The following is a 12889-nucleotide window of genomic DNA, read 5'->3' as shown; positions in this document are numbered from 1 at the left end:
ATGATGACGATTCCTGGCGAGGGCCGCGCGCCGCGATCGGGCCGAACGGCGTGGCCTATCCGCGGCTCGAGCGCCGTGGCTCAGCGAGCTTCTCGGCTCTCGAGGCTTGAAAGGACGCTGAGGCCCTCGGGCCCACCGAAGACCGGCGCAGGCACGCCGAGGATCCCGAGCTCGAGCAATTCCTCGAACGACCTCGCCGAGATCGCGAGGTAGCCGATGCACCGGGAAGCCTTCAGCTCGGGCCTCGCGCTCGTCAGCGCCTCCAGCCATCGCGCGCGCTGGCCCAGGATCGCGCCGATCTCCCGCGGACGCGAGGCATGTTCGGCGGCCAAGCGGAGCGCGCGAACTCCGATTGTTCCTTCGAAGATCGGGCTCCCCCAGGGGAGCTCCGCGCATTTCTCGAAGCCGAGCTCCGCGAGCGTGTGGACAACGAGCGAGAGGGGCACCTGGTTCGCCTCGCACTACTGGTTGGCCGCGCTCGGCGCCCACGGGTTCTCCGAGAGGCTCGAGATGTAGAGCTCCTTGAAGCACACCTCCTGAAACCCCTCTTCGGCGCTCCGCTCGAGGTATGCGCGCACCTTGGCGGCGTCATCGACGCCGCCCCGCTGGAGCGCGCAGATGGCCCGCGTGCGGAGGCCGCGCGCCTCGAGCCCGGGCGCGAAGGGCTCGCCATCCTTCAGCATGTAGAAAGCGTCGGGGAAGGCCGATTCGTGGATCAACGCCTTCGGATAGCGCATCGCGTAGCGATCGAATCCCCGTAGCCAGTTCGACAGCGGAATGAAGGCAACGAAGGACTCCATCGACGACATGGTCGATGACCCACCGAATCAAGTCAACCGGGCTCGCTGGAGGCCGGGGCGAGGTCGACGGCGCGCGGGCGCGCGCCTGGGGTCGTCCGTCGCCGGGCGCCTGGCTCTTGCGTGGACGAGGCGATCCGCGGGAGTGTTGACGAGCTTCATGCCAAGATCCCGCCTCCCCTCGCCCGCGGGAGACTCGTCCAGCCATGATGCCTGTCGTCCCCCCTCTTCGCCGCCTGCGCCTCGGCTGCTCGGCCGCGCTCCTCGCCGTCTTGAGCGCGCTGCTCGCCGCGTGCGCGCCCCTGCCCGCCCCTCGCCGGTTCGCGGGGAGCCTCGATGTGCCGCTGCGGCCCACGAGCGGCCGCATCGCCGTCATCGCCGACCTGCAGCGCACCTCGACCCTGGAGTTCTGGCGCGAGTCGAACGATCCCGAGCGCGCCGCGCTGGTGCGGGCGCTCGCCGCCGCTCGCCCCGACGCCGTGTTCGCCGCGCTCGGCAACCACGAGTACTGGTGCGGCGGCGGCGGCGCGCGCCACCTCTTCGCGCGCTTCCCGCACCTCGGCGGTCGGCGCTGGTACGAGGTCGCCTACGGCTCCCTCCGCGTCGTCGTCCTCGACAGCAACGTCGCCTGGCCCGCGCCCTGAGGAGCGGCGGCGCCCGCACGCGCGGCGTCCGGGCGCGCGGCCGCCGATCCTGGCGGGCCCTCAGATCCAGTGCGCGGTCAGCTCGAGGCGATCGTCGGAGTCCCCGCCGCCGGCGATGACGCGCTGGCGGACGTGGCGAGCGCCGCCGATCTCGAGGAGCTGTCCGCAGGATCCGATGACCTCGGTCCACATGTTCTCGTCGAAGCCGTGGCAGCCGCTCCAGCGGGCGCGGGTGAAGCCGCGGCGCGATTCGATGACCTGGACGCGGCCGACAGAGTAGTAGTTGGCGAAGACGCGCTGGGCGAGGGAGAAGAGGGTGGAAGGGGAGATGAGGGCCGCGATGACCTTGTAGATGCCGCTCATGTCGTCGCGGGTGCACTGGCGGCCGATCTGGTGGATGAGGTCTTTGCCTTCACCGCTCGTGCGCCGGATGGCCTGGAGCAGGTCCTTGTACCACGCGATCGGATACCACCCGGTGGAGACGATGCTGCCATAGCGGATGCCGTGGCGCAGCGGCTCGCTCATCTCGTCCAGGCTGAGCCTCTGGAGGGGCTCTCCGCGGAGCTTGCCGAAGCTCACGTACACGGAGCGAAACGCCACTCCCTTGACCCTGGGTTCGTCGGTCATCCAGCCGCGCCGGCGCCCTCGGCAACGAGAGTACCGCACACCTCGCGCGCAGACCAGAGAGGAGCCGCTGGCCGACGTGCGGCGAGAGCCCTGGGCGGCCGCGTGGGTGACCTGGAGGGGACAAGTGGCGCTGTAATCGTTCAGGAGGATGGGCGTAATTTCTCGCGACCAATGCCACGGGAATTGCCAGCGGTGCCAGGGTCGCATATGCGTGGCGCATGTTCTCGATGCGAAACACTCAGCTCCATATACTCACGACCACCGCCGCGCTGCTCCTCGGTCTCGCGGCGTGCGGCGGCGACGACTCGAACTCGAGCTCGACGAGCACCAGCACCAGCACCAGCACCAGCACCAGCACCAGCGGCACGGGCACGGGCGGCGATGACGGCGGCGCGGGCGGCAGTGACGGCGGCGCGGGCGGCATGGGCGGTGGTGACGGCGGCGCGGACAGCGGCGAAGGCGGCGCGGGCGGCACGGTCGGCGGTGACGGCGGCGGCGGCGGCGGCAGCGGCGGCGAGGGCGGCGCGCCCGCGGACGCCGCGGCGTGGGCCGACGTGCAGCCCATCCTCACGGCGCGCTGCGCGCCCTGCCACACCTCAGGTGCGATGCCTGCCGGCGGTTACAAGATCGATTACGCGTCCTCGCAGCTCGACGCAGATTTCAGGGCGTGCAAGGGAGAGGGTCTCTCCAAGGGCGCGTGCTCTCTCAAGCGCGTGCTCGACGGATCCATGCCGGGCGGCATGGCCGGGTGCACAGGCGACCCGGCGCGGGACGCCGGCAACGCCAAGTGCCTGACCGCGGCCGAGCACGAGACGCTCAAAAGCTGGGTCGAGGGCGGCGAGCTCCCCTGACCAGCCGAGGCGCGGCCTCGCCGCGCCGCCGGGGAGCTCCCAGGTGACCGATCGTCACGGCGGAGCCGCGCCCCCCATCTCGGCCCCTCCCATGCCATGCACGGAGGCCCGGACGCCTCCGCTGGTGCCGAAGCCCTCGTTCTTCCAATCCAAGGTCTTGATCGGGAGGTCTGCCGTCGCGGGTAATGCCGTCCGGAACAGCCCGTTGTTGCTCGCGCATTGAATGAGCGCCCCGGCATCGATCGGGCAGACCGTCGATCCCCCGTCAGCACATCGCCCGATCCCCTCGCTGGGCCGGCCGGAACCCTTCACCCGCCGCGAGCACAGCGCCCACATGCGACATGACTGTAATTTTACAGGCTCATGGGTTTGACGTGCAGCACGTCCAATGCTGGACGAGCGGGATCCGCTCCGGCGCGTGAGGTAACGAAAGCGCACGAAAGCGCACGCGTTCACGACACGCGCCGACACACGCCCGTCGTTGCCGGCCGGCGAGGACAGGCGAATGCGCGATACCGGCACGGCCATGGCCGCGCGCGGCCATCGCGCGTCCGCAGCACGTGCTTTTCATGCGCGAGCGTCTCTGATACGAAGTCATCATGAGACACTTGCGACATTTCTTCGTGTGCTCGATGCTGGCGGCTCTCACGATCCCGATCGGCTGTGGAGCGGAGGCGCCGGACGGCGCCGAGCAGGCGTCCGATGTCGGTTCGATCAGCCTCGCACTCGTCGGGACCAGCGCCACGGGCGCGACGTACCGCCTGTCCGGCGCGTGGTTCGATCTCTACGGTCCGACGCACCGGCTCGTCCATGGTGACGGCGACACGACGGTGCTCACCGCGGTGCTGCCTGTCGGTCGCTATGACGTGTACCTGGAGCCCGGCTGGTTCCTCGAGCGGTGGACCAGCTCGGGTTACCAGGCCGTTCCGGCGGCCCTGACGTCGGCGAACCCGACGCCGGTCTTCATCTACGAAGCCGCGACGTCGATGGTCGCGTTCCAGTTCCAGGCGGACGGCGATGTCGTCTCCGTCGGCCAGGGGACGCTCGAGATCATCATCGGGGTCGACGACACGACGCCGCTGCGCGAGGACACCGACGTGGCCTGCAGCAACGGCTACGACGACGACGGCGACGGCTACGCGGATTGCAGCGACCCCGATTGCCAGTGGCAGCCCTTCTGCGCGCCGCCGCGCGAGGACACCGACGTGGCCTGCAGCAACGGCTACGACGACGACGGCGACGGCTACGCGGATTGCAGCGACCCCGATTGTTCGTGGCAGCCCTACTGCGCGCCGTGGCGCGAGGACACCGAAGCGGCCTGCAGCAACGGCTACGACGACGACGGCGACGGGCTCGCCGATTGCAGCGACCCCGAATGCCAGTGGCAGCCCTACTGCACATGGTGGCCAGAGGACACCGACCTGGCCTGCAGCAACGGCTACGACGACGACGGCGACGGCCTCGCCGATTGCAGCGACCCCGGGTGCTCGTGGCAGCCGTTCTGCGCACCGTGGCGCGAGGACACCGACGTGGCCTGCAGCAACGGCTACGACGACGACGGCGACGGCTACGCGGATTGCAGCGATCCCGAATGTCAGTGGCAGCCCTACTGCGTACCGGTGCGCGAGGACACCGACGCGGCGTGCAGCAACGGCTACGATGACGACGGCGACGGGTACGCGGATTGCAGCGATTCCGAATGCGCGTGGCTGCCCTCCTGCACATGGTCGCCAGAGGACTCCGACGTGGCCTGCAGCAACGGCTACGATGACGATGGGGACGGCCTCGCCGATTGCGGCGATCCGGACTGCCAGTGGCAGCCCTTCTGCGCGATGTAGGGCGCCGATGACGGCGATTCCTTCGCCCACCCGCCGTACGCCCGCGGCTCCCCGCCGCTGACCGGCGCGGAACGGCGCGACCCGCTGCAGCGTCGCGTCGGCAGCCTACCACGACCGGCACGGACGATCGGAGCGGCGCGGCCTCGCGCGGCGCCGAGCCTGTCCTGCGCGCGCCGCAGCAGCCGATCACCACCCGGCTGCTGCTGAGGCAGCAGCGGAGCCACCCGCCGCGCGTCCCCCCTGACAACCCCCCTGGCCCGATTGGTGCTTGGGCCCGCCGCGGCGGATCCCCGATGAGCACCCCTGCAACGCCGTCTCCTCCCCTCGCCTCGCGGACCGACGACCTCGCCGACGTGCTCGTGATCGGCGGCGGCCCCGCCGGCGCGTGGGCCGCGCTCGGGGCTGTCGCGAGCGGGGCGCGCAGCGTCGTTCTGGTCGACAAGGGGTATGGCGGCACCTCGGGCGCCACGGCCCCCGCGAACACCGGCGCCTGGTACGTGGCGCCCGAGGGCGCCGCGCGCGAGCGCGCGATCGAGGCGAGGTTCGCGCGGAGCGGCGGGCTCGCCCACCGCGAGCGGATGCAAGCGCGCACCTCCACGCCCCCGGCGTCGCGCAGGTCCGGGCGCGCGAGGCGGCCGCGCTGCTCGCCACCGCGCGGTTCTGCTACCGCAGCGCGCTCGCGCGCGCCGAGTCGCGCGGGCTGCACCAGCGCACCGACCTGCCGGACACCGATCCCGGCCAGGCGCATTGCCTCATCACCGGCGGGCTCTCGTCCATATGGGTCGAGCCTCGCCGGCTCCCTCACCCGCCGCACCCTGGAGGAGATCTCGCATGATCGAGCTCTTGAGCGACGCCCGCTGCATCGACTGCAGCCTCTGCGTCAAGGTCTGCCCCACGAACGTCTTCGAGGCGAGGCCCGGCGAGGCGCCCTTCATCGCGCGCCAGGACGACTGCCAGACCTGCTTCATGTGCGAGCTCTACTGCCCGACCGACGCGCTCTACGTGAGCCCGCTGGCCGAGCGCCACGAGCCCGTCACGGAGGATCGGCTCGATCGGGACGGCCGCCTGGGGAGCTACGCGCACCACCTCGGGTGGCGCGCCGCGAGGCCGGGCGGCACGGACCGCGACCCCACGTTCCGGTTCCGCGCCGTGACGGCCGGGCAATGAACATCGCGTGACGCTCCCGCGCCGGCGCCCTCCCCTGCGCGGGGCGAAGGCCGCTGGAGGGCAACGACCCGTCGGCTCATGAGGGCGCGCTCGGCGCCCAGGAAATACGGTGGAAATCAAGACCTCGATCCAACGCGCCCCGGGCGCGCCGTCGCTCCCGGACACGCCGCTCCGGTTCATCGTCCACTTCGTCGCTCGTTACCGCGCGTGGTATCTGGCGATGTTCGTCTTCGAGTCGGCCCACGCGTCGTTCGGGATCATGATCCCGTACGCCGTCGGGCAGGTCATCAAGGGGGTGACGCACGAGTCGAGCGCCGGCCGGACCGCGCTGACGGGCGAGCTCCGCGGCGCCCTGACGCTGTTCGTCGCGCTCATCGTGGGCGAGTTCCTGTTCAGCCGCATCGCCGGGCTCTGCCAGATCCTTGTCGGGCCGTGGCAGCGCCAGAACGTGACCCGCAATCTCTACGCGTACCTCCAGCACCACTCCCACAGGTACCTCAGCAACAACTTCGCCGGCGCGCTCGCGCACCGGATCAGCGAGACGTCGATGGGCGTCTCGCAGACGCTGTGGGCCGTCCTGTTCGACTTCTGGCCGATCGCCATCGTCTTCTCGGTCTCGATCGGCCTGCTCTACCGCGCGCACCCGGAGCTCGCGGCGTTCGTCTCGGTCTGGGCGGTCCTGTTCGTCGGCATCTCGTACTGGCTCGCGACCCGCTGCCAGCCGCACGCGGTGCGCGCCGCGGCGGCGCGGAGCGAGACGACGGGCAAGGTCGTCGACTCGGTCACGAACCTCACGAGCGCGCGGCTCTTCGCCCGGTTCGGCTTCGAGCGCGAGTACCTGGACGAGCAGCTCGCCCGGGAGCTCCGGGCCGTGCGCCGGTCGAACTGGTACTCCGAGCGCGTGCGGTGGTTCCAGTTCGCGTCGGCCGCGCTGCTCAAGGTGGGCACGCTCTACCAGGCGCTCCGGCTCTGGCAGCGCGGCGACATCGACGTCGCCGAGTTCGTCATGGCGACAAGCCTGTCGCTCCTCATCATCAACGAGGCGCGCAACCTCAGCCGCCGCTTCCTCGAGTTCTTCGAGTTCGTCGGCAACGTCGCGAACGGGGTGAACACCATCGTCCGCTCCCACGAGCTCGTCGACCGCCCCGGCGCCGTCGCGCCGCAGATCGAGCGCGGCCACATCGAGCTCCGGCGCGTGTCGTTCGGCTACACGCCCGATCAGCCCATCTTCGAGCGGCTCGACGTCACGATCCCGCGCGGCCAGCGCGTCGGGCTGGTCGGCTTCTCCGGCTCCGGCAAATCCACCTTCGTCAGCCTCCTGCTCCGCCTCTACGAGATCGACGCCGGCCAGATCGCGATCGACGGCGTGGACATCCGCGACATGACGCAGGACGCGCTCCACGCGCAGATCAGCCTGATCCCGCAGGATCCGAGCCTGTTCCACCGGACGCTCCTCGAGAACATCCGCTATGGCCGCCTCGACGCGACCGACGAGGAGGTCGTCGAGGCAGCGCGCAAGGCGCACGCGCACGAGTTCATCGCGCAGATGAAGGAGGGGTATCGCTCGATGGTCGGCGAGCGCGGCGTCAAGCTCTCCGGCGGGCAGCGCCAGCGCATCGCCATCGCGCGGGTGATCCTGAAGAACGCGCCGATCCTCCTCCTCGACGAGGCGACGTCGAGCCTCGACTCGATCACCGAGAAGGCCATCCAGGACACGCTGGATGGGGTCATGAAGGGCAAGACGGTGCTCGTCGTGGCCCACCGCCTCTCGACGGTCGTCCACCTCGACCGCATCCTCGTGTTCGACAACGGCCGGATCATCGAGGACGGCACCCACGCCGAGCTCCTCGCCCGGGGCGGCGCGTACAAGCGGCTCTGGAGCAAGCAGTCGGACGGCTTCCTGCCGGAGCGCGCCGCCGAGGATGCCGAGGAGCCGGCGCCGATCGAGGCGCCGCCGGTCCGTCTTCATGAGGCGCCCCGACAGCAGCCGGCGGCCGATGGCGCGGACGGGCGCGCCGACGGCCGGCCGCTGGCCGCGCCGTTGAAGGCGTGGGAGGCCCCGCTCGCCTGAGGCCCTGGCAGCGTCAGCGCCGGGGGAGCGCTACTTGAAGCTCCACGGCTGCGGCTGGTCCATGCGCTCGCGGACGCTCTCCTCCCAGCGGACGAGCCGCGGCGTGAGCCACGCCACGCCTGTGGCCAGCGCGACGCCGGCGACCACGTCCACCGCGTAGTGCCAGCGGAGGAGCATGGTGGAGATGATGATATTGAACGAGAAGAACGCCGCCACGACGGCCAGCCAGAACAGGCGCCTGTCGGTGCGGGCGCGGAGGAACGCGTACAGGGCGAACCAGAGCGGCCCCGCCGTGTGCAGCGAGGGAAAGACGTCCTTCATCGCGCCGCCGGCCTGCACGACGCTGCTCACGGCGCCCCAGAAGAAGCCGCCGTCGAGCGGCCCCTGATAGAGGTGCTGCAGCGCCTTGACGGGACCATAGGCGGGGACCGCCATGTAGACGAGCTGTCCAACGCAGTAGACGAGCGAGGTGCCGACCGCGAACTCGCTCGTTCCGCGGCCGGGGCGGGCCACCCAGACCGCCAGTAGCATCGAGAGGAAACAGATGAAGAAGTAGCTGAAATAGAAGAACGAGAACCACTCCACGACGGGGCGCGTGTTGAAGCGCTCCATCCAGAGCGCCGGCTCCATGCGGAAGATCAGCAGGTCGAGATGGAGGAGCTCCGCGTCGAGGTTGTCGCTCCGCACCGTCGGCAGGATGGTCCGGAGCGAGAGGTAGTTGAGCAGGAAGGCGCCGACGAGCGAGAGCCGGTAAACGATGCTCCGGAGGAGGGGGGCCACGAAGGTCGCGCGCCGCGCGAACACGCAGAGGGACACCATGCCGGCGATGCCGGCCAGATTGCGGTGCACGCACTGGGCTCGCACCTCGCTCGGCGGCGCGAAGAGCAGGCAGATCGTCGTCGCGACGAGATAGCCGATGAGGATCAGGTCGTGGAGGGAGAACAGGGCGACCATGCCGCGCACCGCGTCCCTCCAGAGCGCGCCGGCGCGCTCCATGTCGACCAGGCCGCGGGGGCCGGCCACCTTACCACAGTCCGTTGTAAGCCTCTCGTGCATGGGCGAATGTTCCAGGGATGGCGTGGTGCGCGCGTTGGCAGCTCGAGCCCCGCCGCTCTGTACCACGTGTGGCGTTCCCTTGACATCACAGCAACTCGGAGGCCACGCGCACGTCGAGTTTTTGACGGGCTTCTGCGCGCAATGGGACAGCCGCGGGAGGCGCCCGCGATGGGGATCGGCGCCCTCGAGACGGCCTACCCCGGCCATGCCGAGCGGGGTCGCGCAGCGGGGCCCCTCTGCTTCGCCCCGCGCGCCTGCGAACCCGGCGACGCAGCGGCGCAGGCGCTACGCGTCCCCCTGCGCTCCCGCGTTCCGAGGCGGCGTCGCCGCGCCCGGCTGCGCAGAATCTGCGCGCTCGCTGGAGCGCCTCCCTGCGTGCCTGCCGTACCCACCGCGCCAGTCTGCGGTCAACGGGTGGAGAGCACGAACGGCGTGTTGTCAAGAGTGCTGATACGGGAGCTGGGGTATTCGCTCGACGGGGGCGACGCCGGGGTCCCGCGAGCGGCTCCGAGGCATCCCGCTGACGAGGGCGTCCTGCTGACGAGGGCGCCCCACCGACGAGGGCGTCCCGCTGACGAGGGCGCCCCACCGACGAGGGCGCCCCGCTGGCCGCCGTCGCGGCGCCCTGGAGAGCGCGGGCCGGGGGCGTGGCCCAACGTACATGGTCCAGCCCGTCAAGGGGCTTGACACGAGGTCGCGCGCCGAGCGGCCCGCCGGCACGTCACCGACATCGAGTTCGTTGGAGGTCAGACGAATGAGCGCTGTTGTCCTGAGCCGGATCGCGTCCGCTCTCCGCGGATCACGGCGGCTCCCGCGCGGACGACGGGGCGCGATGGTGCGCACGCTCATCCGTGGTGGGGCAGTCTGCCGCGCGGCGGATCCAGGCCTGGAAAATCTGTATCGGACAGGCTGAGCAGCGTACTCCTGCGGTGCCGCCGCGCCCTCTCCAGCGCCGGGGCGCGCCCGCGGGCGCCGGGAGTTCTTGCGGATCGACGCGCCGTTTGCGCGTCCCGGACGACGGCGAGCTCCCGGCGCAATCCGGGGCAACCGCCCCGGATCCGCGGAGAAGAGGCCGCTGTCCATGGCTTTTTCTCCATGGCATCCACGTTGCAGTTACCCGATGCGCCGACATCGTTCAGCGGAAATCGCGGGGTGCTGCGCCTGGGTTGCCCTGGGAGCGCGCTGAACGATGCGCCCAGACACCTAAGGAGACACGTCATGGCACAGCAACAGAATCAGAGCAGCAGTCGTGGGTTCGCGGCGATGGACGAGAAGCAGCAGCGCGCCATCGCGAGCATGGGCGGCAAGGCCGCGCACCAGAAGGGCACGGCCCACGAGTTCAGCTCCGAGGAGGCCCGCGCGGCCGGCCGCAAGGGCGGCGCGGCCGTGAGCCAGAACCGCGAGCACATGGCCGCCATCGGCCGCAAGGGCGGCGCGGCCGTGAGCCAGAACCGCAGCCACATGGCCCAGATCGGCCGCAAGGGCGGCGAGGCCCGGGGCGACGGCTCGAACAGCGCGCAGAGCCAGCCGGAGCGCGAGGACGAGCAAGGCGAGCGCGGCAGCAGCGACGAGCAGCACGCCGCTGGCCAGCAGAGCCACTGAGCCGCCGATGCGGCGCTGATGTCAGCGCCCCTCACTTGAGGCGCCAGGGACTCAGGGGGATCGACCCCTGCGGTCTCCTGGCGCCTCGGCGTTCCTGAAGGCTGGATCGTCCGGGCGGCCGTCCCGGGCGCGACCGCGCGCCGCGCTCGCCGGGGCGCTACGGGGACACGGTGACGACGAAGAGGTCGCCGTTGCTCAGATCCCGCGCGGGCGCGCTGTGCTCGATGGCGGGCAGGCCGCTGCCGAGCTCGATGCGCTCGCCGAAGAAGAGGCCGGCAGCGACGGTGTTGCCGCTGGCCGTGACGGCCTGGGCCGTGATGAACGAGTAGTACTGATCCCGGTAGACGTCGGCCCAGAGCGGCTCGGAGAAGTCGGGGGTGAGCTTGGCGACGAACGCGTCGCCCGAGGCAGGCGCCCCGACACCGATCGGCTCCCCGCCGAGCGCCAGCGACCCGGTGAAGTAGCCGCTCAGCACGTGGTTGCCCCAGGGATCCTGGGAGAGGCCCCACACGAACTCGTCGCCCGTGGACGGCAGCCCGCGCGCGGCGAGCGGCGCGCCCGTCTCGGCGTCGAGCCGGGCGAGGTAGAGGTCGTAGTCCCCCGGCGCGGAGAGCTCGACGTCCGTGTCCCCGACCCGGAACGCCGCCCCGTAGTTGCCGATCACGACGGGGTTGCCGTCGATCCCGAGGCTCACGAGCTTCGCGAACTGCTCGCCGGCGCCGCCCAGCGGGCTGGCCCAGACGAGGCCGCCCGAGGCGAGATCGAGCCGGAGGACGAGGCCGTCGATGCCATGAATCGGCTCACCGCCCCCGCCGCCGCCGGCGCCGCCCGCGCCGGAGGTCTCGCCGTCAAGGGAGCTCTCCACGACGGTGCCGTCGATCTCGAGGATGCCGCCGAAGGCGCCTGTCGCGTAGAGGGCCGAGTCGCTGACAGCGATGCTGCGGAAGCGCTGCCAGCTGTCGATCGATCCGAAGCGCTTGCTCCAGAGGTGACCGCCGTCGGCGTCGAGCTTGGCGACGACGACGTTGGAGTCGCCGGTGCCCGTGAGCGCGGCCCCGGCATCCTCGCTGAAGTCGATGCTGCCGTTCGCGACGCCGAGGACCACGATCTCGTCGTCACCGGCGACGGCGACGGCCGTGGCGTACTGGTCGAGCGCGTCGCCGAAGCGCTTGCTGAAGAGGTGATTGCCGTCGGCGTCGAGCTTGGCGACGAAGAGATCCCGCCCGCCGGCGCTCACGAGCGCGGCGCTCGGGTCGTCGCCGAAGTTGAGGGTCCCCTGGAACTCGCCGGCAACAACGATGTTGCCGCTCGAGTCGGTGGCCACCGCGAACGGGTACTGCTCGGCCCCATCGCCGAAACGCCTGCTCCAGAGGTGGCCGCCCGCCGCGTCGAGCTTCACGACGAAGACGTCGTGGCGGCCCTCGCTCACCAGCCCGTCGCCCTCTCCACCGAAGTTGACCGCCGTCTCGAAGCCGCCGACGAGAATGACGTTCTCGTCCTGATCCGACGCGATCGCCTCGACGCGGTCGTTCTTCTTGTCGCCGGCGCCGATCCCCCAGAGGGCCTCTCCGAGGAACGCAGGCGGCTCGCCGCCGCCGCTGCCGCCCGTGCCGCCAGCGCCGCCTTCGCCGCTGCCCCCGGCGCCCCCGACGCCAGCTTGCCCGCCGGTGCCCGCGAATCCGCCTTGCCCACCGGCGCCGCCTTCGCCGCTGCCGCCGGTACCTCCGAATCCGCCTTGACCGCCGGCGCCTCCGAATCCGCCCTGCCCGCCGGCGCCGCCTTCGCCGCTGCCGCCGGTACCTCCGAATCCGCCTTGACCGCCGGAGCCTCCTTCGCCGCTGCCTCCGAGTCCGCCTTGCCCGCCGGCGCCTCCGGCTCCGCCTTGCCCGCCGGCTCCCCCTTCGCCGCCCTCCCCGCCGGCGCCTCCGGCGCTGCTCGAGGACGCCGTGGTGCCGCCCCCAGGGTCCGAGTCGCAGCCGTCGCAGCCCAGGGGCAGCCCCATGCTCGTCAGGAGAGCAAGCTGGGCCACTTTCGTCACGAAGTGCTCTTTCATTCTTCCCTCCATGCATCGACGAAGAGCCCCCGCCGCCGGGGGTCCGGTGGAGTCAGGGTTCGCTGCCCGCCGCTGTGGGCTTTCGAACCTCCTCATCCGCCGTGCCGTAGAGCTGGAGTACGCGTGTGCGCGCATCGAATCAAGCTGGTGCCTGGCCAAATTTGAGCGACATCCTGCTACCTG

Annotated in this window: 12 protein-coding genes and 1 pseudogene; 8 read left to right on the top strand and 5 right to left on the bottom strand. The window is 71.0% G+C overall.

Features of this window, described 5'->3' with window-relative positions; all coding sequences use genetic code 11:
- Positions 1-80 precede the first annotated feature (80 nt).
- A complete protein-coding gene (locus tag WMF42_RS12845) occupies positions 81-446 on the bottom strand; it encodes a hypothetical protein (RefSeq protein WP_437692128.1) in 366 nt (121 codons plus the stop codon).
- 15 nt (positions 447-461) lie between these two features.
- Positions 462-800, bottom strand: coding sequence for a hypothetical protein (locus tag WMF42_RS12840; protein ID WP_155798490.1), 339 nt, complete (start codon positions 798-800; stop codon positions 462-464).
- Positions 801-1003: 203 nt separating this feature from the next.
- On the opposite strand from WMF42_RS12840, the gene WMF42_RS12835 reads away from it, so the two are divergent.
- Complete coding sequence (locus WMF42_RS12835; protein ID WP_061609004.1) at positions 1004-1441, top strand: hypothetical protein; 438 nt, start codon at positions 1004-1006, stop codon at positions 1439-1441.
- A 60-nt stretch (positions 1442-1501) separates the two neighbouring features.
- Here the strand turns inward: WMF42_RS12835 and WMF42_RS12830 are convergent, their stop codons facing one another.
- Entirely contained in the window at positions 1502-2041 is a 540-nt protein-coding gene (locus WMF42_RS12830) for a hypothetical protein (protein WP_437692126.1), read from the bottom strand.
- A gap of 254 nt (positions 2042-2295) precedes the next feature.
- On the opposite strand from WMF42_RS12830, the gene WMF42_RS12825 reads away from it, so the two are divergent.
- The 6 genes and pseudogenes from WMF42_RS12825 to WMF42_RS12800 all read left to right on the top strand — a co-directional run bounded on the left by WMF42_RS12825 (position 2296) and on the right by WMF42_RS12800 (position 7995).
- Positions 2296-2919: a PE-PGRS family protein gene (locus WMF42_RS12825; protein WP_437692124.1), complete on the top strand. Its 624-nt coding sequence runs from the start codon at positions 2296-2298 to the stop codon at positions 2917-2919.
- Between the two features lie 599 nt (positions 2920-3518).
- A complete protein-coding gene (locus WMF42_RS12820) occupies positions 3519-4757 on the top strand; it encodes a hypothetical protein (RefSeq protein WP_437692122.1) in 1239 nt (412 codons plus the stop codon).
- A 293-nt stretch (positions 4758-5050) separates the two neighbouring features.
- Positions 5051-5320: pseudogene (locus WMF42_RS12815) on the top strand (FAD-dependent oxidoreductase); the annotation flags it as partial.
- Entirely contained in the window at positions 5248-5592 is a 345-nt protein-coding gene (locus WMF42_RS12810) for a hypothetical protein (RefSeq protein WP_420894964.1), read from the top strand. The pseudogene WMF42_RS12815 and the gene WMF42_RS12810, both read left to right, overlap by 73 nt.
- Positions 5589-5924 carry a 4Fe-4S binding protein gene (locus tag WMF42_RS12805; RefSeq protein WP_437692120.1) on the top strand — a complete coding sequence of 112 codons (336 nt, stop codon included), beginning with the start codon at positions 5589-5591 and terminating at the stop codon, positions 5922-5924. Before WMF42_RS12810 ends, WMF42_RS12805 begins: the two co-directional genes overlap by 4 nt.
- Before the next feature lie 220 nt (positions 5925-6144).
- Entirely contained in the window at positions 6145-7995 is a 1851-nt protein-coding gene (locus WMF42_RS12800; protein ID WP_420894963.1) for an ABC transporter ATP-binding protein, read from the top strand.
- Positions 7996-8025: 30 nt separating this feature from the next.
- Here WMF42_RS12800 and WMF42_RS12795 read toward each other — a convergent pair whose 3' ends face one another.
- Complete coding sequence (locus tag WMF42_RS12795; protein ID WP_437692118.1) at positions 8026-9051, bottom strand: phosphatase PAP2 family protein; 1026 nt, start codon at positions 9049-9051, stop codon at positions 8026-8028.
- Between the two features lie 1218 nt (positions 9052-10269).
- Between WMF42_RS12795 and WMF42_RS12790 the strand changes: the two genes are divergently transcribed.
- Complete coding sequence (locus WMF42_RS12790) at positions 10270-10653, top strand: KGG domain-containing protein (RefSeq protein ID WP_081426186.1); 384 nt, start codon at positions 10270-10272, stop codon at positions 10651-10653.
- 157 nt (positions 10654-10810) lie between these two features.
- Here WMF42_RS12790 and WMF42_RS12785 read toward each other — a convergent pair whose 3' ends face one another.
- Complete coding sequence (locus WMF42_RS12785) at positions 10811-12706, bottom strand: PE-PGRS family protein (RefSeq protein ID WP_437692116.1); 1896 nt, start codon at positions 12704-12706, stop codon at positions 10811-10813.
- Positions 12707-12889: the final 183 nt, after the last annotated feature.

This window comes from Sorangium sp. So ce176 (genome assembly GCF_051519835.1).
Classification (GTDB): Bacteria; Myxococcota_A; Polyangia; order Polyangiales; family Polyangiaceae; genus Sorangium; species Sorangium cellulosum_G.
Note: the sequence above shows the minus strand (reverse complement) of the source record. Positions and strands in the feature narration are given on the sequence as shown.

Bases quoted from the DNA above. Each gene is read 5' to 3' on its own strand.
- WMF42_RS12835 (WP_061609004.1), top strand. From the start codon at position 1,004: ATGATGCCTGTCGTCCCCCCTCTTCGCCGCCTGCGCCTCGGCTGCTCG.
- WMF42_RS12820 (WP_437692122.1), top strand. From the start codon at position 3,519: ATGAGACACTTGCGACATTTCTTCGTGTGCTCGATGCTGGCGGCTCTC.
- WMF42_RS12840 (WP_155798490.1), bottom strand. From the start codon at position 800: ATGGAGTCCTTCGTTGCCTTCATTCCGCTGTCGAACTGGCTACGGGGA.
- WMF42_RS12825 (WP_437692124.1), top strand. From the start codon at position 2,296: ATGCGAAACACTCAGCTCCATATACTCACGACCACCGCCGCGCTGCTC.
- WMF42_RS12785 (WP_437692116.1), bottom strand. From the start codon at position 12,706: ATGAAAGAGCACTTCGTGACGAAAGTGGCCCAGCTTGCTCTCCTGACG.
- WMF42_RS12805 (WP_437692120.1), top strand. From the start codon at position 5,589: ATGATCGAGCTCTTGAGCGACGCCCGCTGCATCGACTGCAGCCTCTGC.
- WMF42_RS12795 (WP_437692118.1), bottom strand. From the start codon at position 9,051: ATGCACGAGAGGCTTACAACGGACTGTGGTAAGGTGGCCGGCCCCCGC.
- WMF42_RS12800 (WP_420894963.1), top strand. From the start codon at position 6,145: ATGTTCGTCTTCGAGTCGGCCCACGCGTCGTTCGGGATCATGATCCCG.
- WMF42_RS12790 (WP_081426186.1), top strand. From the start codon at position 10,270: ATGGCACAGCAACAGAATCAGAGCAGCAGTCGTGGGTTCGCGGCGATG.